The organism is Shewanella sp. YQ_9 (assembly GCF_043103185.1).
Lineage (GTDB): Bacteria > Pseudomonadota > Gammaproteobacteria > Enterobacterales > Shewanellaceae > Shewanella > Shewanella algae.
Window position 1 is genome coordinate 156,042 of record NZ_JBICJO010000007.1, and the last position, 20,010, is coordinate 176,051.

A 20,010-nucleotide genomic window follows, 5' to 3' on the forward strand; every position below is an offset into this window, starting at 1 on the left:
ACTGAGGAATGAAGGTAAAGGCATGATAGAGGCCGACAGACTGATCCAACCCCAAAGCTCTCCTCAGGAGGAGCTTATCGATCGGGCGATGCGTCCCAAGTTGCTGGACGAGTACACAGGTCAGAATGAGGCACGCGCTCAGCTCAAGGTGTTTATTCAAGCCGCCAAAAACCGCCAGGAAGCCTTGGATCACATGCTGATCTACGGCCCGCCGGGGCTTGGCAAGACCACCTTGGCAATGATAGTCGCCAATGAGATGGAGGTGAATATCAAGTCCACCTCGGGGCCTGTGCTGGAAAAAGCCGGCGATCTGGCGGCATTGCTGACCAATCTCGAGCCGGGTGATGTCCTGTTTATTGATGAAATTCATCGTCTCAGCCCAGTGGTGGAAGAAATTCTCTATCCGGCGATGGAAGACTATCAGCTGGATATCATGATAGGCGAGGGCCCGGCGGCCCGCTCCATCAAACTGGACTTACCGCCGTTTACCCTGGTGGGAGCCACCACCCGCGCCGGTGCGCTGACGTCTCCGTTAAGGGCTCGTTTCGGGATCCCGCTGAGGCTTGAGTTTTACAATGTGGACGACCTCAGCACCATAGTTGCCCGCTCTGCCAACATGTTGGAACTGCAGATGGACTCTGACGGCGCCAGGGAAATTGCCCGCCGAGCCCGTGGAACCCCGCGGATCGCCAACCGCCTGCTCAGACGGGTGCGTGATTTTGCCGAGGTGAAACACGATGGCCGGATCACCAAGTTGGTGGCCGAGCAAGCGCTGGATATGCTGGATGTGGACGGCGAAGGCTTCGATTACATGGATCGCAAGTTGCTGCTGGCGATCATCGACAAGTTTATGGGAGGCCCTGTGGGGCTCGACAACCTGGCGGCGGCCATAGGTGAAGAACGGGAAACCATAGAAGATGTGCTGGAGCCATTTCTTATCCAGCAAGGTTTTATCCAGCGTACTCCCAGGGGCAGGATAGCCACTGCCAGGGCCTACAGCCATTTTGAGATGATAAAACCCGAATAACGCACCGGCCAAAGTCCTAGGGCGGAATGGGAATAAGACAAAAAGCGGCAGCCTGAAAGGTTGCCGCTTTTTTGTGATTTAGGAAAAATGCCGAGGCTAGGACAGTAAACTTTTTTTGATAAGCTCGGCCAGGCGCTCGGGCGCTTCCAAAGGCAACATATGGGTGGCGTCTTTCACCACTCTTAGTTGAGCACTCTCAACTAGGTTTGAGGTCTGCTCACTGACCAAGCGAAACAGTGCCCGGGTATCGCTGCCGTGGGCAATTATCAAGGTACAGGTTTGGGGGAGCCTTAAGGCTTTCAAGGCATCTTTTGTGATGGCAGGGCTCTCGGTTTGATTGAGCTGCACCGGCAAAGTATAAGCCAGCGCCAGTTGGGGCTTGCGAATATCCTCGGCCTGGCGGCTAAAGTAGCCGGGCTTACCGCCCGAGCCATCTATCAGGGCTTCAACAGCTGCAGCCAACTCGCCTTTGGCGACCCGTTCAAATATCGGCGCAAACATATTGTTGGCATCGTCCCCCCAGCTTTGCATCACTTGACCTTCGAGTGCCCCAGGGTAACCGGGTTCATAGAGAAATATCCCTGTGGGCATAACAGAATGCTTTAGCAGCAGATTGAGGATCACATCGCTGCCATAAGACCAACCGGCAAGGTACAAAGCCTTCTTCTGCGGTAATTTGTTTATCTGTGTATACAGGTCATCGGCGTGGGTATTGAGGCCGAAACCGCCGTCCGTTTGGCCTGTGAAATGGCGTAAGTTGACAGGGATTATCTCAAACTCATTTTCAAGGTGGGGAAGATGCGGTTGCCACATCTCGGCATTGGCCAGCGCACCATGCACCAAAATCAGATAAGGGCGCTTATCTGAACCACTGTTTTCCATGTTTATTTTCCTTTTTGAACTTGGCTTTGCTAACCGGTGTAAACCACGCCGGCCAAGCAATAGAGCAGATATTGGATTGCAGACCTTAACCCAGCTCACTGCCCGAGCAATAACTCTCCCTCTATGGGGAAGAATTCGCTGGCAGCATTGATCAGAGCCAGCGAAGTTAATTCGGGAACGGCGTAGACCTCAACCCGTTTACCTTTTTGACGTAGTTTTTCGGCCAACAGGGCAAAATCGCCGTCACCGGACAGCAGCACTATGGTGTCCACCACATCTGCATATTCCAGTGCATCTATGGTAATTCCCACATCCCAGTCGCCTTTGGCCGAGCCATCGGCGCGTTGGATAAAGGGTTTGAGTTTCACCTCAAAGCCGATGGCCCGCAGGATATTTTGAAATTCCCGTTGCTTCTTATCGCCCCTGTCTATGGCGTAGGCGAAGGCTTTAACCAGCTGCCGTTGACGGGTGACTTTGGACCAGAGCCGGTTGTAGTCAAGATTGCGCCCGAGCGCTTGCCTGGTGGTGTAGTAGACGTTTTGCACGTCAACCAGGATCAATACTCTGCCTCGCTGCTCACTCATAGCGGGTGTTCCTTCTCTTCAGGGCGCTAACTTTATCGGCAATCTGAGCCACTTTCAGGGTCTGAGGCCTGTCAGCTGCATGCTATATTCTCTGTGGCCTGTGTCGGCGCAGGTTTGTTCGCCAATAATCACAGCTCCCCTGCGTTGGTAAAAATCGACACTGGCCTGGTTGTCGCAGTAAACACTTAAGGTCAGTTGTTCTCTTTGCTGCCTGGCGTGCTCGAGTAAGCGACTGCCAATTCCTAATCCCTGCATCGCAGGTTTAACAAACAAAGCCGCCAGGCTGTTCTCGTAGAGAGAATAAAACCCCAGCACTTCGGCGCCATGCTGGTAGACATAGTTCTCGGCTGCTGGAATATAGACCCGGCGCATATTATCCAGTTGGGATTGCCAAAAATCTGCGGCGATAAAATCGTGTGCATCGATGGAGGCGGTCAACCAGATTTCCAATAGTGGATACATGTCTTCCTTGGCGAATGAACGGATCATATAACTTCCTTGTGGATTATTTTAATTGGTTACGGGATTAGGAGGCTTGCCGCCCCAATTGGCTAGCGGGCTCGGCAAATCCCTATGATGGGGGGCAGAATAGCAAACCGGGCAAGCTAAAAAAATGATAAATGGCTCAAAGCCTTACTTTTATTGCTGTATCCCGTCAACTTAGGTTGTGTCCCGTCAGTTGTTGGCAACTGAACCAGTCTCGCAGGCAGAAACCGGTGCTAGACAAAAATTTACACCGTCATTCTGACAGTTAACCGGCATAAGGAAAGTGCGAATAAGTCCTCGTGGCTTTCTCTTTTGTCGAGAGTGGCTTGCACAGCAATTGGCGTTCAAGGCATCTGACTGAAGGCATGCCGGGGCCTGTCGAAGTCGGATAACGCAGAGAACCGGTTGCTGTGAAAGCCCCAAAGGGCGTGGCTTACAGACCTGTTTGCTGTGTTGTGCTTCTTGCAAATGACTAGGGCCATTTGCCGCGAACCACGCCTTGCATCCAGGCCTGTAAGCCGACGCAGAGCACACATGGGACTTGTTTGCACTTTCCCTAAGCCAAAAGTGGATTACACTTTAAATCAGACATAGCGTACTGTATTGAAAAGTACTTGATGCCGAATTGTGTTGCCGCAGCGATTGCGGTAACCATGCTGATTTCATCTGAACTGAGGTTCAGGAGCATAGGTTCAGGAAGTTGGCCGAGGCAAATAGTGCTGAGTACCGGGCAGGGCATAGAGCGCCTGCAGGTTTTGTCCAAGTAATAACGCGGGCAAAGTGACTGAGGGATTAGTGACTATGATCGATGATTTTCTGTTTTCGTCTGAAACATCGCCGGAAGAGCTCCATCAACGCGACAATAAGTGGCGTATTCTGGCGGTGGATGATGATGTCAAATTCCAGAACTCGCTGAGTTTTGCCATCAATAAAATGACCCTGATGGGGCGGCCTCTCGAACTCATACAAGCCTACAGCATGGCCGAGGCGTCCAGTTTGCTTGGTAAAGACGCCGACTTTGCCGTAGTCCTGGTCGATGTGGTAATGGAAACCGAAGATGCCGGTCTCAGGTTAGTCAAGGCGGTGCGGGATCTGCTGGGGATATCCGATACCCGCTTTGTGCTTTTAACCGGCCAGCCGGGAATGGCACCGGCCGAGTCTGTGATGCAAGACTATGATTTGTCTGATTATGTGCTTAAGTCCGATCTCGCCAGCCGCGGCATTCGCAACATACTTACGGGTGCTGTGCGTAATTATCACCAGCTCAAGACCATTTCCTCTGCCCGCCGTGGTTTGCAACTCATTGTCGAGTCCAGCAACCGTTTGCTTGGGCTGCGAACGCTGGCACAGATAGCCTCGGTTACCTTAAGTGAAATCGCCAATCTTATTGATGTGCCGGATGAGGGGCTGGTTTGTGTCAATCGGGGGCGTCATAGCGCAATTGGCTCGGGGCAGGAGATCTTTGAGCCCATGACTATAGCCTGCAGTGGTCGTTTCCGGCAGTATGCCAATCGTGCCCTCAGGGAGTTGCCGGATCCCACTATTCAGTCCATGGTGGAACAGGCGCTCAGGGAAAAACGTTTTGTCAGTACCGATGAGAGCCAGGTGCTGTTTTTCCCGAAATCGGCAGCATTGGCCGAATTTGCCATCTATGTGGCCACAGATCGCACCTTGGACGACACCGAAATGGAGCTGCTAAAGGTGTTTGCCGCCAATGTTTCCAAGGGCTTTGGCAACGTAGCCCTGATAAGCCGGCTCGACAAGATTGCCTACCAGGATGAACTGCTCGGCATCCCCAATCGCAGTGCCTTGCTGCGGGAACTCTCCAGGTTGCAGGCCATGTCCAGCGCAAGTGCGCACAATCTGCTGTTATTGGATTTGGATCATTTCTCCGGCCTCAATAATCTGTTTGGCTCAGTGTTTGGCAATCAGGTGCTGCAGGCGGTAGCCCAAAGGTTACAGGAGGTTTTTCCGCAGCCGACTGTTATTGGACGACTGCATTCAGATCTGTTCGCCGTCATTGGCCATAAGGAGCAGGTCAATATCGACAGGGCGCAGCGGGTGTTCAGTGCGCCGTTTGAAATCGATAACAGCCGTCATATTCTCACCGCCTGTATGACAGAAGTCTCTCTGGCCATCAGTGGCCAGGATCCCGCCGAACTGCTGCGCACCGCAGGTACCGGGCTCAGAAATGCCAAATCCCGAGGGCCTGGCAGCATACAGGCGTTTGATCCCGAATTTGAGCATCAGGCGGCACACAGATTCAAGTTGATGCAACGGCTGCATACCGCCATTCAACGCCAGGAGTTTGTACTGCACTTCCAGCCACAGATAGATCTCAAGAGTGGTGAGGTTGTCGGCGTGGAGGCCTTGCTGCGCTGGCAGACCGAAGACGGCATGGTACCTCCGGGCACCTTTATCCCGTTGGCAGAGCAGTCGTCTTACATTCACGGCATAGGCGACATAGTAGTTGCGTTATCTTGTCAGGCGGTACATGCGCTGGATCAGGCCGGTTTTACCGATATTTTGGTCAGTCTTAATTATTCGGCTCGCCAACTGGATAAACCGGATGTACTCGACAGGCTCAAACAACAATGCCGTCTTGCAGGTGTTGAGCCTAACCGTCTGTGTTTGGAAGTCACCGAAACCGCCATGATGCAATCGTTCCAGCAAGTTGCGAAAATTCTCCAGCGTCACCGTGCCTGGGGCGGCACAGTTGCGATAGACGATTTCGGTACCGGGCTTTCGTCACTCGAATACTTGCTGCAGCTGCCGGCCGATCACTTGAAGATAGATATGACCTTTGTCGCCAGGCTGGATGAAGATGAGCGCAGCCGTTTTCTGGCGTCGATGATCATTGAGTTGGGACGCCGATTGAATATTTCTGTGGTTGCCGAGGGGGTTGAGACCCGCAGCCAGGCCAACTGGCTCAGGGATAATGGCTGCCATATCGCTCAAGGGTGGCTGTATGGTAAGGCCATGCCACTGGATGAGCTGTTGTTGTGGCTCAGTAAACGCTGAATGGGACCCCACTTATGTCGATAGAGTTGCCCGAACAGGCCGTGATGAAACCACTGATTTCAGGGGAAGCCTCATCCAAGAGTCAGAAACGCAATAAGTGGTTGACCTGGGTCAGTTATCTCTTGCCTTGGTGGCTGCTGGTACCGCTGGGAAGCTGGCTTATGTATCACTATGCATCCCAATGGCAGATAGATCAGGTGCGTTATGCTCAGCGGGAGCTGGTAGACAGAGACGCTCTGGTACTCGATGCACAGTTGACCAAGGTGCATCAGGATGTCAGCTTGCTATCGCAAATGACGGCATCGGTATTGGCCGACCCAAAGCTTGACGAGAGCGAACAACTGAGCTTGTTACAACGCCTGTTTGTGGATTTCAGCAAGGCCTATCCCAGTTATATGCAAGTTCGCTGGATAGGCACCTCAGGAGTTGAGCGGGTCAGGGTTGATCATACAGATAATCAAAGGCGGGTCGTTGCCAACGACGCATTGCAGGATAAATCATCACGCTATTACGTGATTGAAGCCAACCGACTGGCTCCGGGGGCGGTTTATTACTCTCCTTTTGATCTCAATATTGAAGGCGGTGAGATAGAGAAACCCTATCGTCCCACCTTACGCGCCGCCACCAAAGTGATGGATACCAATGCCAGCGAGCTTGGACTGGCATTGGTAAACCTGGATGGCAGTGGTTTACTCGAGCGTTTACGTCAGTCCGGCAAGACCATGTTGCTGAATGCCGAAGGCTATTGGCTGCTTTCAACTTATGGCCACAGGGAATGGGGCTTTATGTTCGGCGATCCCGAGCAGCGTCTGGCGGTCGTCCACCCCAAGGTCTGGCAGCGCATTCAGCAGACCAGCCAGGGGCAGTTTATCGATGAAACCGGTATGTGGACCTTCTCTCGGGTGGGCCCGAGCTTAAACAATGGCATCCAAGTGCCCATGCTTTACACCTTGTCCCATGATGAGCAGCCTTTGCTCATTCAAGCCAGGCTGAGGCAGCTCTATACAGGTGTCGGCGCCGTGGTGCTTCTGTGCATGACTTTACTGGGGGCATTTTTGGCGCGATCCAATCTGCGTCTGGGGGATAAGGCTCATGAGTTGCAACAGAGCAACGCGGCATTGGCACTGACATTGGCTCAACTGAGGGCATCACAGCAGGAGCTGGTTCGCACCGAGAAACTATCGTCTCTGGGCTTGATGGTGGCCGGAGTGGCTCATGAACTCAATACGCCTATTGGTGCCGCCATGTTGTGTGTCACTGCGCTGAATGAAAGGGTGGATGAGCTCAAGCGTGGGTATCACAGTGGCAATATTAAACGCTCGCAGTTGGAGGAGTTTATTGAATACCAAGCGGAAGGTTTGACCCTGGCCGAGCGCAATCTCAAACGTTCAGCCCTGCTTATTCAACAGTTCCGTCAGGTAGCATCTGACAGGGCCAATGCCGACAGGCAAGCCTTCTGGCTCCACGAGTTGATAGCGGATATCCTGGCACTGAATCACGGCCAGTGGAAACACAGCCATCATAAGTTGACCACGGATATTCCCAGCGATATTCATATGCACAGTTATCCCGGCCCCCTGGGGCAGGTGATCCAGAACCTGGTACACAATGCGCTGATCCATGCCTTTGAAGAACCCGACCGGGGCGAAGTGCATATCTGTGCCCGCAAGCTGCAAAACAAGGTGGAGATCTGCGTGATGGATAACGGCATAGGGATTAAGGAGCAGGATAGTCAAAGGGTGTTTGACCCTTTTTATACCACCAAGCGAGGTAGCGGTGGTACCGGGCTCGGCCTGCATATAGTGCACCATCTGACCACTGAAGTGTTGGGAGGAAGTGTGCGGGTATCTTCGGGAGTCAATGGCATAGGAACGTCGATGATATTGCTGTTGCCGCTGGAGCAAACGGCGGTCAAGCCCGCAGCTAAAGAAGCCGATATGGCACCGGCCTGAAGCCTGCCTTGAGCAAAGCTAAAAGTCCTTGCCTGAAATAAAAGCCTATAAAGCTTAACCTCAGCCCCTTGTTATTCTGCGTATTTTTACAATAACCCGATGGTATCTGTCATGTATGAGTGAACTTTTCCCTGGTTGACGGCAAACAACCTTGAGATAGATGCGTTCCATGCATAAAGTATTAACCCTAACTATTCAGAACGAAAAACAGGATGTTATCAATTGGCTACCAATACTAGCAGTACCAGTATCCGAATCGCTAATTCTGCCGATGCCCAGGCTATCAGTGATCTGATTATTCCCCAAACCCGCAAGTTTGTATTGCCCTCCTGTGGTGTTCAGGTTCATGCAATGCTGCTTGATTCCATGTCGCCTGCCAGTGTCAGCGGCTATTTAAACGGAGATTACCGTTATCATCTGGCTGTCAATGATTCAGGTGAGCTTTTGGGGGTAGTAGGCATGAGGGAAAATCGCCATCTGTATCATCTGTTTGTTCGCGAAGATGCAGCAGGTCAGGGGCTGGCACGGCGACTTTGGGATGTGGCCAGAAAGGTATGCCTGGACAAGGGCAATGAGGGCAAATTTACGGTTAATTCAGCCGTCACTGCCGAGAATGTTTACCTGAAATTCGGTTTTAAACGTATAGATGGCGTTCGTGAGCGAGAGGGAATGGTGGATATTCCCATGAGCCTGACGTTATAGCAGCCCAAGAGTCGTTAAGGCCTCTTGGGTGGCTTAAAATATGAAAAAGCGCCCTTTTGGGCGCTTTGTACTTTGATACTCAAGTTTACGCAAAAATGAGATAAGGCTCAGTCCGCGAGGGAGTCACCTGTCTTGGCTGCGTGGGGCTTGCTGCTTGGCAGCAGCAGGTTCATCACTATAGCCACAATACCGCAAAGGCTGATACCGGTCAGGCTGAATGAGCCGATACCGAAAGCCATGCCGCCGATACCGAATACCAATGTCACCCCAACGATGGAGAGGTTGCGGGGCTCGCTGAGATCCACCTGATGCTTGATCAATGAGTTGAGGCCCACAGCGGCAATAGAGCCGAACAGCAAACACATGATACCGCCCATCACAGGTACTGGAATCGTCTGCATCAGGGCGCCCAGTTTACCAACAAAGGCCAGCAAAATGGCGGTAATGGCAGTCCAGGTCATAATTCTGGGGTCGAAGTTGCGGGTCAGGGTCACAGCGCCCGTCACTTCAGAATAAGTGGTGTTTGGCGGGCCGCCAAAAGCGGTGGCCGCTATGGTGGCGACCCCGTCACCGGCAAGAGTGCGATGCAAACCGGGCTTTTTCAAATAATCTTTACCGGTAACATTGGAGATAGCCAAAATGTCTCCTATGTGTTCCACGGCAGGAGCTATGGCAACCGGGATCATAAAGGCAATGGCATGCCAGTTGAACTCGGGGGCAACGAAGTTGGGCATGGCCAGCCACGCGGCCTCATGTACCACATTGAAATCCACTATGCCGTAATACAGACTCAGGCCGTAACCTACTATGATACCGGCCAGGATCGGCATCAACCTCAACAGTCCCTTGGCAAAGATGGCCACTGCTATGGTGGTCAGTAGTGATGCCAGAGAAACAATAAGGGCGGTATCCTGAGCAACCAGTACCTGACTGCCGTCACCACTCTTGCCGAGCGCCATATTCACGGCAACCGGCGCTAGACCTAAGCCTATGATGATGATCACAGGTCCCACCACCACAGGAGGCAGGAGTCTCATGATGATGCCACTGCCACGCAGTTTAACCACCGAGGCCAGTACCAGATAGACGCATCCTGCAGCCATCAGGCCCCCCATGGTCGCGGGGACGCCCCAGGTTTGCACGCCGTACATGACAGGTGGAATAAAAGCAAAGGAGGAAGCAAGGAAAACAGGGATTTGACGTTTGGTGATCAACTGGAACAACAGGGTGCCGAATCCGGCGGTGAACAGGGCTACGCTGGTATCTAGGCCGGTGAGCAGCGGCATTAGCACCAGGGCTCCGAAAGCGACAAATAACATCTGTGCGCCTTGCAGAGGACGGGCAAGGTATTTCATTTTTTTATCCGTATTTAGGTTAAACCGGCCAATATTACCAGTTCACTGTAAATCGTGGGGGACTATTTGCCGTTTTAGATCAAATTTTTCACAAATTCTACAGCTGAACCCTAGATGAACGAAGCGGGAGGTTTTTCATCTCCATCGGCTCGCCAAGTGAGGCATATATGATACACTTTTGCCATTCCGACCATTTTTTACCGTCGCAAAGATGCTGAATTCATTTATAAAGCCAGTCGTTTTTCTCTCCCTGTTCTGTGCCACAACTCTGGCCCAGGCTGTTGAGGTCAAACGTTTGGATGAAGCCACTGTAGCCGTGGAATCCCGAACCAGTGCCGAGAAGAGCAAGGGGCTCAAGAAGGCATTGGAAGATGTTATTTTGAAAAACTCCGGCTCCCGTAGCGCCCTCGAAAGCCCGGAAATTCAGGCCAAGCTCGCCAATGCCGATGCCATGGTCAGTCAGTTTGGCTATCTGGATACCGAAGAGGGGCTAAAGCTGAAGGCCAATTTCGATCACCGCAAGATAATCAGCATGCTGCGCGAAGCCGGCTTGCCGGTCTGGGGCAAACAACGTCCCCTGACTCTGTTTTGGCTCAGCACGGATATCAATAATGAGAGGGTTATCCTCAGTGATGATTCGAGCGCCGAAGAGCGCAAGGCTTTTGCCAATGCCTCGATGGAACGTGGTGTGCCTTTGATGTTTCCTTTGATGGATCTGGACGATCTGATGCGCATCAATGTCAATGATGTGCGCGGTTTGTTTGCAGATACCGTCGCTACCGCTTCAGGGCGTTACCAGGCGGACTTCTTTGCCATGGGTACACTGGAAGCCAGCGGCAGTGAATTCAGCTATCAACTGGTGCTTTATCCCAAGACAGATGTCAGTCAGTCTTTTGGCCAACCTCTGCTCAGCCGTCAGGGGCGGGCCGCCAGTAAGGACGAAGCCGTGGCCGAGATGATGCTGTCACTGTCTGATTACTTTGTTTCCCGGTACGCGATTGCCGATTCCGGCGATGGCCTTTTGAGCAAGGTGCGTTTTACCGGCATCAACCAAATGAAACAGTTGGTTGAGATTGAGGCGTTTCTCAACCAACTCAGTGCGGTGCGTGAAGCCAGTCTCAGTACTCTGCAGGGTGACAGTGCCACTTTCAGTGTGCAGCTTTTTGGCTCGGAAGAGGACTTGAAAAACCTGCTGCGTCTGGAACCACGTTTATCTTCGGCCGAGACTGGTTTTCAGGATGTGGCTGGCGGGCAGGGCAATGACGACATGAATACATTGCCACAGCCATCCAAGACCACAGAATTCAGCGATAATGTGAACCAGCCCATAGGCCCATACCAATGGCACAGCCGTTGAGGTTTTAACAGCGGCGCCAGTCATGCTAGACTTGGCGCCCGCATTACTTGATTTACTGCGATTTGGAACGATCCTGAGTGACACAAAACTCACCCTTGCAACTTTCACTGCCCGTTCACTTGCCGGACGATGAGACTTTTAACAGTTATTATCCTGCGGCAGGAAACGATGAACTGATCCAGACCTTGAGGGCCTGTGCCGAAGGCCGCAGCCAGGGAGCCGTCTACCTATGGGGACCGGTTAAGTCGGGACGAACCCACTTGATGCACGCCGCCTGCGCTCATGCCAATGAGTTGGGACGCAGCAGCTTCTATATTCCCCTGGGTATTCATGCCAGTATCTCCACCGCTTTGCTTGAAGGCTTGGAGCAGCTCGATCTTGTCTGTATTGATGATGTCGATGCCATTGCCGGCCACCCTTTGTGGGAAGAAGCGATATTCGATCTCTACAACCGAGTAGCCGAGCAGAAACATTGTGCTTTGGTGGTCAGCGGCAGTGCGGCACCCATAGATGCTGGTTTTGCCTTGCCGGATCTGGTCTCAAGGATGCAGTGGGGGCTCAATTATCAGCTGCAACCCATGGCCGATGAGGAAAAGTTGGTGGCATTGCAGCGCCGCGCCGCCATGCGTGGCTTGCAATTACCGGAAGATGTGGGCCGTTTTCTGCTCAATCGTTTGGCCCGGGATCTGCGCACCTTGTTCGATGTGTTGGACAGGTTGGACAAGGCCTCCATGGTGCATCAGCGTAAGTTGACCATTCCTTTTATCAAAGAGATGTTGCGCCTCTGACTGTCGAGTCCAAGCCTAGTTATTTTAAATGCATTTAAGAAGCGCAGCTGAAGCTGCGCTTTTTTGATGCTCGAATAAACCGAAAAGCGTGTCAGGGTCTGTTCACCCCTACGGGGGTTTTGTGGCGATCGCCACTTAAACGCAGCGGCACTTGGGTCTGTTCACGCCCTTGCTGACGCTGGACATTACTCTTCGGCGCCATAAGTGTGGGTGATATGCCGAGGTTGGCCGCCCAGCTCAGGCCTGGTTGCATCTGCAGCGGCGCCGGCAAACTATCCAGCAGCAGCTGAGCATTGAGCTCAGGCATCATTTCGCTCAGCACCAAGCCTGTACGGTTTCTAAGGGCCGAGGCGCCGATACGTCCCCGCTGGCCCCAGTCGACCCTGATGCTGTTTGCGGTCACTGTTTCGGGTTTGTCTGTAATCGCCACATCACGCTGCACGCCAAGACGGTAGCTCATCATGGCTTCTTCAAACAGCATGGCGGCATCTTCCCTGGGGGTGCTGTAGTTGTAAAAGTCATTGGCTCTGTCTGCGGAGAAGAAGCCACTGACATCCCCGGGCGTATATGCCTTTTGGGTGGCGGTGGCTGTTTGGCCCATAAAGCTCACGCCGGCCAGGGCGCTCATCTCTGTGCTGCCCAGCGGATAGGCGCTGCTGAGCTGATCCGATATCAAGGCTTTTTGCGCCGTGCGTCGGTAATAGTCATCCAGCAAAGTCGGTCCCTCAAGGCTTTGGTGAACACTGCGCGGGAAAAAGTCATTGGCATGGGCCAACTCGTGATAAAGCAGCGAGGAGAGATCGGTTGTCAACTCGCTGATAGGGCGGTTGCTGCGCTGGCTGCGATCACGATAGACAGAAGCATAATCGTTGTCTTTGACATAACGCCAGGGGATCAGGAACTGCAGCTCATTACCGAAACCGGCACGGTAATCCGGCGCTTCATTGATACTGTCGCGCTCAGTTGCCGTCAACCAAAGATCTTCCGGATCCAGATAGATAGCACCTGTGACCACCCAGTAAAAGGACGGGCGGACATCGTAACTTATCACCACGGCGGTGACAGATTGCAGCAAGGTGGCAAAGTCACCATGAGTGTCCATTTGATCGAGGAAGGCTTCAAAATTACGTCCCATCCAGTCGTGGGATACCAGTACCCGGTTCATTATCGCTTCTTTGTCACTGATGCCGCCGGCGCCTTGGCCTATCAAGGGCAGGGTACTGAGCTGGCAAGCGCTCAACTGATTGGAATAAGTGCAGCGCTTTAACACTTCGGCATAAGGCGAGTTGCGTTTGTAGGCATGGGTGCGGGCGATGGGCGCATCAAAGTACTCTGAGGTGATTTGTGCTTCATCTGTTATCAGTATGCTGACTTCATCGCTTAAGGTCTCGCCATTGACACTGGCGCTGGCTCTTAAGATCACCCCTGTGTCCTGATTGACCTCGGGCGCAACAAACAAGGGGCGTTCAGGGTTGGTCAGATCCAGGTTGAGCTCAGGTCCGGCGGCAATACACCAACTGATGTTGTTTGCCACAGTGCCATTGACTCTATCCAGTCGTACGCTGACATTGTTGCCCTCTACCACTTGGTGATCCTGGCGGATATTAAGGCCACTTCCGTCCATCACTGTCAGGGTTACCGTTTCCTGCAGGCTGAGATCACTGCCGCTGACATTCAACTGAAAGCGGTAATCACCGCTTTGCGGCGGCACAAAGGCCAACACATGGCTGTCATTCATGTCCATATCGACACTGGGCCCGGACAACTGTTGCCACTGGAACTGCATATTACGGCTGTTGAGCGTGCCCAGTGTGGCCAGAACACTGCTTTGCTGACCGGCTAAATAGCGGCTTTGCAGCTTAAAAACCAGACCAGAGGCTGTGGTTTGGTTGTCGAATTCACTTTGTTGTTCACAACGCGACAAGGCCGGAGGTGGGGTAACGACAGGAGGGATAAGGTCGCTGCCATCATCGTTGCCACCACCGCCACAGGCGGTGAGCAATAGAGTACAGGTGAAGGGGAGGTAAGGCAGTATCTTCATGGCACGACTCCACTTGGTTGACTGCTTGTTATTATTTGTTGTTGTTTTATATAAAAATGGTTGTATTGCTTGGGCACTATAGCACGGGCCAGCAGGGTGACCAATAGTCCTTAAGATGGGAAAAATTGTTGCAAATTATGCCAGTATGCTAGGACGGCAGAGCAAGAGCTGAACAGAGCATAAAAAAGGGGCCATTATCGGCCCCTATCTATTATCCGGGTTTACTCTTTGTCTTTGGCGCGTTTCTTGAGTCCCAGACCCAATTCGCGGCCGCGCTTGCGGGCGTAGAAGGGCATGCTGATCAGTAAGCATGAGATCAACAGACTCTCAATCAGCGCAAACCACCATTCATTGCCCTCGGCTATATAGAGCAAGGTCAAGCCGTGCAAAAAATAGAGACAGAGAATAAAGCTGGCCCAGGCAAAGGTATAAGGATTACCTTTAAGGATCCCAGGTAGCGGCAGCAGCAAGGGCACCAGCCAAAGACTGGTGAACAGCAGCGAGTATTCGCCGTCGAGTCCTTTACCGATAAAGGCATAGGCCAACAAGGCCGTCAGTAGCAGATAGCCCGTGTGTGAGATCTGTAATAACGCATGACTGCTCATTTACAGGATCGCCAACACGTTTTCCGGTGGGCGGCCGATGGCGGCCTTACCGTTGGCCAGGACGATTGGGCGCTCTATCAGCTTGGGGGTGGCAATCATGGCGGCAATCAATTGAGCTTCGGTCAATTCCGGGTTATTCAGCCCCTGAGCCTTGTATTCCTCTTCTTTGGTGCGCATCAATTCACGGGCGCTGATGCCCAGTTTAGCCAGCAGTTCACTGAGGGTGGCAGCATCCGGTACCTGCTTCAGATACTCGACAATCTGGATCTCGACGCCTTTGGACTCCAGCAGTGCCAGTGTTTCGCGGCTCTTGGAGCAGCGAGGATTATGGAAAATAGTGACCTGGGTCATGGGTTTTCTCTTTACCTTGGCTGAAAAGTGCGACGATGATAGCAAAAATCTGCTGTTACGTCAGGGGAAAGTGGCCCGATTAACGGGCCAGTGAAAGCCAGCATAATCAGAGTGTAAGCCGATTATTTCTTCAATTCGTCCAGCGCTCGGTCGGCGACACGGAACTGGCGTATCTTGGCCTCGATTCTGGCAATCTGCAGTGGTTGGCCGTCGGCGGCCTTGTAGGCAAAGTTGAGCTGATCGATAGCCCCTTTATAGTCGGCCCTGAGTGCCATGGACTCGGCATTGGAGAAGTGTTCCAGCGCCTTGTTACCGGTTTGCTTGTAGGCTTCGGTCAGCAACTGATAGGGCAAGGGGTTTTGCTTATCCAGAAACGCCATGTCCTCGAGAATAGGGATTGCCCGCTGTGGCTGTTTACTTTCGAGATAAACACTGGCCAGGTTGGCGTTGATCACTTGGGAGGTGGGTTTGAGGCGTCTTTGGGCTTCCAACATCGTTATCGCGCCCTGATAATCCTTACGCTCCACCAGCAGATCGGTTTTGGTATCAAGATAGAAGAGGTTGTCCTGATCTTTTTCCAGTAATTGATCTATGAGCTGCTCGGATTGTTTGAAGTCCTTGAGGCGAAACAGTGCCAATGCCTTGCCATAGAGGGCCGCATCTTTAAAGGCATAGTTGTGCTTGGCTAACTGGGTTTCAAACAGCGACAGTGCCGCATCGTCGCTGTAGCTGGAAAAGCGCACCTGGATCCTGGCCTTGGCCAGGTGGAAGTTAAGGTTGTCTGCCACATATCTATGGGGATACTGAGCCGCGCGGTTACGGGCATCGGTGATCCGCGACTCGGGCAGGGGGTGAGTCAGCAGCATTTGCGGCGGTTTGGAGGTAAAACGGTAACGGGCCGCCAGTTTGCCGAAGAAGTTGGCCGAGGCGTTGGGATCGAAACCGGACTCCACCAGAATTTGCATGCCTATCCTGTCGGCCTCTTTTTCATGCAAGCGGGTATAGTTAATCTTGGATTGAGTCGAGAGTGCCTGAGTGGTGGCCAGCGCTGCCATCCCGGCTTGAGGCGCTGCTATGGTCAGCAAGATGGCGCCGAGCAGCCCGGCAATGGTGGCCGGGCTGGCTTTCTCCTGGGCTTCGAGTGAGCGTGCCAGGTGCCTCTGGGTTACGTGGGTAATTTCGTGCGCCAGTACCGAGGCCAATTCACTTTCATTGTCGGCGTTGAGAAACAGGCCTGTATGGATTGCCACATGGCCGCCGAAAAAGGCAAAGGCGTTGATTTCATCGTTTCGCAGCAGGAAGAAATAGAAGGGGGTCTTAACTCCGGTGGCATGGGCCACCAATTTGTTACCCAGTTCGGTGGCATATTGGCTCAACACAGGATCGGATAACACAGGCGCCTGGGAACGAATAACCCGCATATAGGCGTCACCATAGACCATCTCTTTTTCGAGACTGAAGGTGTTGACGGCGGCGGTACCGAGATCCGGCAGGTCGTTATTGGCGGAACTTTGGCTGGCGGTGGCAATTAAAACAGCAGTGGCACCGGCCAGAATGGAATGTCGGAACTTGGAAAAAGTCAATGTACTCAAGCTGATTAGATTTCCTGTATGCCACTAATGCATAACTGCCTGGCTTGTGGTTTGAGTTGCAACTTAGGATAATAGCCGAGGTTTATGTTTAGCAAGCTCATCATGGTTTTAATTGATTTAACTCAGAGTCGTTGTCCCGAAGCCCTGGTCAAGGCCAAGATGGCGATGAAACGTTTGCGGCCCGGTGAAACTCTGTGTCTCTTGCTTTCAGACCCGGGATCGCGGCAGGATGTTCCCCGCTTTGCCAAAAAACAGGGCTATGATTGTCGGATTGAGTCCGACGAGCCGGCCGTATTGCGCTTACAGGTGTCCGTTGCAGAATAGAAGCGCGAGACGTAACTACACAGCTTCTTGAAGAAGCGATAATCAAGATGGCGCAGCCATCATCACCACAGGAATCCCGGATGTTTAGCTATTTGAGTCGTTGGTACCAGGCCCGCTTCAGTGATCCTCAGGCTCTGACACTGCTGTTTATTCTGCTTGGTATTGCCTTGACCATCTATTTCGCCGGTGGCTTATTGATGCCGCTGCTGGTCGCTCTGGTATTGGCCTTTCTGCTGGAGTGGCCGGTGGCACAGATGGCAAGGGTAGGGATAAGCCGCACCGCGGCCGCCTCTTTGGTGCTGATCCTCTTTATCGGCTTGATGATCTTGTTGTCATTCGGTCTGATCCCCAGTATCTGGCGCCAGGGTGCCGCGCTGTTGACTGACCTGCCCACCATGCTGGACAAGGGGATAATCCTGCTGCAGGAGCAGGCGCAGCAGTATCCGCAGTTTATCTCTACAGATCAGCTCGATACCATGGTGTCCGAGCTCAAAAAATTGCTCGACACCCAGCATCTTTTGGATATCGCCAAGCAACTTCTCGGCTATTCGGCATCCTTGCTGGTGCTGATGGTTTACGCCATCCTGGTGCCGTTGCTGGTGTTCTTCTTCCTCAAGGATAAAGATGAACTGATCCGCGGCAGCAAGCGTTTCTTCCCCAGCAATCGCGATCTGGCCCGTAAGGTTTGGTTCGAGATGAATCAGCAGATCTTCAACTACATTCGCGGCAAGGTGATTGAAATTGTGATTGTCGGGGTAGTGAGTTACGTATTCTTCGCCCTGATGGATCTGCGCTATGCGGCGCTGCTTGGGGTGTTGACCGGGCTTTCAGTGCTTATTCCTTATGTCGGTGCCACCCTGGTGACCTTACCTATTGCGCTGGTTGCCTTCTTCCAGTGGGGCGTCAGCCCCGAGTTCGGTTATTTGATGCTGGGTTACGGCATCATTCAGGCGCTGGATGGCAACCTGCTGGTGCCTTTGTTGTTCTCCGATGCAGTGGACTTGCACCCGGTGATCATCATAGCCGCAGTGTTGGTCTTCGGCGGCCTTTGGGGGGTTTGGGGCGTGTTTTTCGCGATCCCGCTGGCTTCTCTGGTCAAGGCTGTATTGAACGCCTGGCCCAACGCCGAAGCAGATGCGGCCAAGGCCGCTTTAGAGGCGCAAGCCGAATAAGGCGGTAAATTTCAAGTTTACTGACACAGGCGGCCTATGGTCGCCTGTGTTTTTTCAACCGCTATTCATTCGGACAACAAGTGGTTTCTGGCGCTCGCCGCCAATGCCCTGAATACCAGAGTGGTCTGCTTGGCCTTAAGGTTCCAGTGTTGCCAGTAAAGCGGTACCCGCATCCGCATCATGGGTGTCAACTCTATCAAGCGCCCGGATGCCAACAGCGGCTCGGCCTGCAGATGGCCCACCAGGCCATAACCCAATCCCTGTAGAATCGCTTCCAAGAAGCCTTCCGATGACGGCACTGTGTGTTGCCACCATTGTCCCGGCAGCATTTCGAAGTAGCGCTTCAAGTACTTTTCATGCAGCTTGTCGCGGGTGGAGAATACCACTGCCGGCGCCGAGGCCAGCGAGTCGGTATCCGGCAAGCCGTCGAAAAAACGTTCGGCAAACTCAGGCGTGGCCACACAGGCATACTCCATCACCCCGAGAAACTCGCTGGAGCAGCCGTTCATCGCTTGACCCAAGGTGGTCACGCAGCCGACAGCCTCACCGTTTTTCAACAAGTGATGAGTGTAAGATTCATCATCCACTATCAATTCCAACAACCAACCGCGGCGGGCGAATATGGCGCTGATGGACGGCAGAAACCAGGTTGCCAGACTGTCGGCATTCACCGCGATTCTCACCACAGTGGGCATGGCCGGATCGTCGGCGTCCATTTCGGCTCTGAGCTCCGTCTCCAGCAGTTCGACCTGGGCATAGTGGCGCAAGAGTCGCTTCCCTGTTGGTGTCGGCACTACGGGATTACTCCTGACGAGCAGTGCCTGACCCACTCTTTCCTCAAGCTGCTTTATCCGCTGTGATACCGCCGATTGGGTCACATGCAGCCGTTTGGCTGCTCGCTCAAAACCGCCTTCAGCGACCACCACAGACAGGGCTTTGAGGTGACTGTAGTCCAGCATAAAAACTCCTTGGGTTAATCCTTGTTTGATTATAAGTTTTGCTAATGACCGATAAAAAACATTAGTTATATTAATTTTCTTGCCGGGAGTAAACTGCCGCCATTGAAAACTTTTATTGGTCGCCGGCTATCGCGGCGAACTGCTGTTGGAGAGATTATGCAAACCGCTTTCATTCAGGGCATGGGGATAGGTGCCAGTCTAATCATTGCCGTGGGAGCTCAAAACGCCTTTGTGTTGAAGCAAGGCATCAAACGTGCTTATCCGTTTCCCATCGCCTTGACTTGCTCTTTGATAGACGCCCTGATGATTACTGCTGGGGTTGCCGGGCTAGGGCAGTTGATCTTGGCCGTGCCGGCCATCAAACATCTGGCGAGCTTTGGCGGCGCGGCCTTCCTGCTGTGGTACGGCTTCAACGCGCTGCGCTCTTCATTCAAGAGTCAGGGGTTGGAGACCGGGGATGCTGAAGCGGCGGATTCATTTCGCAAGGCGATGATCACCACCTTGGCGATCAGCTTTTTGAACCCACACCTGTATCTGGATACCGTGGTTTTGCTCGGCAGCATAAGTACCCAGTTTGATACCGAAGTCAGGGGTTGGTTTGGTGCCGGGGCCGTGCTGGCTTCCTTTATCTGGTTCTTTAGTCTGAGCTTTGGCGCGCGCCTGCTGGCGCCCGTGTTCAGCCGTCCCGCGGCCTGGCGTTATCTGGACAGATTTATCTGGTTGACCATGTGGTCAATCGCCCTGGCTATTCTGTGGCCCTATTTTCAGGGAAGGGGCTTCTGAGGTAAGTTCAGGTATCTTGCAGAAAAACA

18 protein-coding genes are annotated in these 20,010 nt (G+C 53.0%); 9 read left to right on the plus strand and 9 right to left on the minus strand.

The genetic code is table 11. The annotated features are described in order from the left end of the window. The first annotated feature begins 22 nt into the window (after window positions 1-22). A complete protein-coding gene (gene ruvB / locus ACF8D4_RS02485) occupies window positions 23-1,027 on the plus strand; it encodes a Holliday junction branch migration DNA helicase RuvB (RefSeq protein WP_129979701.1) in 1,005 nt (334 codons plus the stop codon). A gap of 96 nt (window positions 1,028-1,123) precedes the next feature. Here ruvB and ACF8D4_RS02490 read toward each other — a convergent pair whose 3' ends face one another. The 3 genes from ACF8D4_RS02490 to ACF8D4_RS02500 form a co-directional block, all read right to left on the minus strand. Then, complete coding sequence (locus tag ACF8D4_RS02490; protein WP_392464546.1) at window positions 1,124-1,909, minus strand: alpha/beta fold hydrolase; 786 nt, start codon at window positions 1,907-1,909, stop codon at window positions 1,124-1,126. 95 nt (window positions 1,910-2,004) lie between these two features. Next, window positions 2,005-2,493, minus strand: a complete 489-nt coding sequence (locus ACF8D4_RS02495) for an NYN domain-containing protein (protein WP_025009695.1) — start codon at window positions 2,491-2,493, stop codon at window positions 2,005-2,007. Window positions 2,494-2,547: 54 nt separating this feature from the next. After that, window positions 2,548-2,982 carry a GNAT family N-acetyltransferase gene (locus ACF8D4_RS02500; RefSeq protein ID WP_025009696.1) on the minus strand — a complete coding sequence of 145 codons (435 nt, stop codon included), beginning with the start codon at window positions 2,980-2,982 and terminating at the stop codon, window positions 2,548-2,550. 798 nt (window positions 2,983-3,780) lie between these two features. Between ACF8D4_RS02500 and ACF8D4_RS02505 the strand changes: the two genes are divergently transcribed. The 3 genes from ACF8D4_RS02505 (at window position 3,781) to ACF8D4_RS02515 (ending at window position 8,654) form a co-directional block, all read left to right on the plus strand. Beyond that, window positions 3,781-6,000 (plus strand): EAL domain-containing protein, encoded by a 2,220-nt coding sequence (locus tag ACF8D4_RS02505; RefSeq protein ID WP_392464547.1) that lies wholly within the window; start codon window positions 3,781-3,783, stop codon window positions 5,998-6,000. A 14-nt stretch (window positions 6,001-6,014) separates the two neighbouring features. Continuing rightward, window positions 6,015-7,952 carry a sensor histidine kinase gene (locus ACF8D4_RS02510; protein WP_304714995.1) on the plus strand — a complete coding sequence of 646 codons (1,938 nt, stop codon included), beginning with the start codon at window positions 6,015-6,017 and terminating at the stop codon, window positions 7,950-7,952. Between the two features lie 222 nt (window positions 7,953-8,174). Further along, entirely contained in the window at window positions 8,175-8,654 is a 480-nt protein-coding gene (locus tag ACF8D4_RS02515) for a GNAT family N-acetyltransferase (protein ID WP_044734448.1), read from the plus strand. Between the two features lie 107 nt (window positions 8,655-8,761). On the opposite strand, the gene ACF8D4_RS02520 is transcribed toward ACF8D4_RS02515, so the two are convergent. After that, window positions 8,762-10,009, minus strand: coding sequence for a uracil-xanthine permease family protein (locus tag ACF8D4_RS02520; RefSeq protein WP_071237655.1), 1,248 nt, complete (start codon window positions 10,007-10,009; stop codon window positions 8,762-8,764). Between the two features lie 211 nt (window positions 10,010-10,220). Between ACF8D4_RS02520 and ACF8D4_RS02525 the strand changes: the two genes are divergently transcribed. Next, window positions 10,221-11,366 (plus strand): DUF2066 domain-containing protein, encoded by a 1,146-nt coding sequence (locus tag ACF8D4_RS02525; protein WP_144130945.1) that lies wholly within the window; start codon window positions 10,221-10,223, stop codon window positions 11,364-11,366. A 77-nt stretch (window positions 11,367-11,443) separates the two neighbouring features. Next, on the plus strand, window positions 11,444-12,154 hold the full coding sequence (gene hda, locus ACF8D4_RS02530; protein ID WP_025009703.1) for a DnaA inactivator Hda: 711 nt from the start codon (window positions 11,444-11,446) through the stop codon (window positions 12,152-12,154). 91 nt (window positions 12,155-12,245) lie between these two features. Here hda and ACF8D4_RS02535 read toward each other — a convergent pair whose 3' ends face one another. The 4 genes from ACF8D4_RS02535 to ACF8D4_RS02550 all read right to left on the minus strand — a co-directional run bounded on the left by ACF8D4_RS02535 (window position 12,246) and on the right by ACF8D4_RS02550 (window position 16,743). After that, window positions 12,246-14,195, minus strand: coding sequence for a hypothetical protein (locus ACF8D4_RS02535; protein WP_144133577.1), 1,950 nt, complete (start codon window positions 14,193-14,195; stop codon window positions 12,246-12,248). Between the two features lie 221 nt (window positions 14,196-14,416). After that, a complete protein-coding gene (locus ACF8D4_RS02540) occupies window positions 14,417-14,800 on the minus strand; it encodes a DUF2069 domain-containing protein (RefSeq protein WP_304714997.1) in 384 nt (127 codons plus the stop codon). After that, window positions 14,801-15,151 (minus strand): arsenate reductase (glutaredoxin), encoded by a 351-nt coding sequence (gene arsC, locus ACF8D4_RS02545; protein ID WP_025009706.1) that lies wholly within the window; start codon window positions 15,149-15,151, stop codon window positions 14,801-14,803. 122 nt (window positions 15,152-15,273) lie between these two features. After that, window positions 15,274-16,743: a M48 family metalloprotease gene (locus ACF8D4_RS02550; RefSeq protein WP_025889764.1), complete on the minus strand. Its 1,470-nt coding sequence runs from the start codon at window positions 16,741-16,743 to the stop codon at window positions 15,274-15,276. A gap of 102 nt (window positions 16,744-16,845) precedes the next feature. Here ACF8D4_RS02550 and ACF8D4_RS02555 point away from each other — a divergent pair, with 102 nt between their 5' ends. Together ACF8D4_RS02555 and ACF8D4_RS02560 are read left to right on the plus strand one after the other, a co-directional pair. Beyond that, on the plus strand, window positions 16,846-17,067 hold the full coding sequence (locus tag ACF8D4_RS02555) for a sulfurtransferase TusA family protein (protein WP_025009707.1): 222 nt from the start codon (window positions 16,846-16,848) through the stop codon (window positions 17,065-17,067). A gap of 80 nt (window positions 17,068-17,147) precedes the next feature. After that, the gene (locus ACF8D4_RS02560; protein WP_028779227.1) at window positions 17,148-18,239 is read left to right on the plus strand and encodes an AI-2E family transporter; all 1,092 of its coding nucleotides are present in this window, start codon (window positions 17,148-17,150) and stop codon (window positions 18,237-18,239) included. A gap of 65 nt (window positions 18,240-18,304) precedes the next feature. Here the strand turns inward: ACF8D4_RS02560 and ACF8D4_RS02565 are convergent, their stop codons facing one another. Then, window positions 18,305-19,198 (minus strand): LysR family transcriptional regulator ArgP, encoded by an 894-nt coding sequence (locus tag ACF8D4_RS02565; RefSeq protein ID WP_025889758.1) that lies wholly within the window; start codon window positions 19,196-19,198, stop codon window positions 18,305-18,307. Between the two features lie 156 nt (window positions 19,199-19,354). On the opposite strand from ACF8D4_RS02565, the gene ACF8D4_RS02570 reads away from it, so the two are divergent. Beyond that, window positions 19,355-19,981 (plus strand): LysE/ArgO family amino acid transporter, encoded by a 627-nt coding sequence (locus tag ACF8D4_RS02570; RefSeq protein WP_025889757.1) that lies wholly within the window; start codon window positions 19,355-19,357, stop codon window positions 19,979-19,981. The last annotated feature ends 29 nt before the right edge of the window (window positions 19,982-20,010 follow it).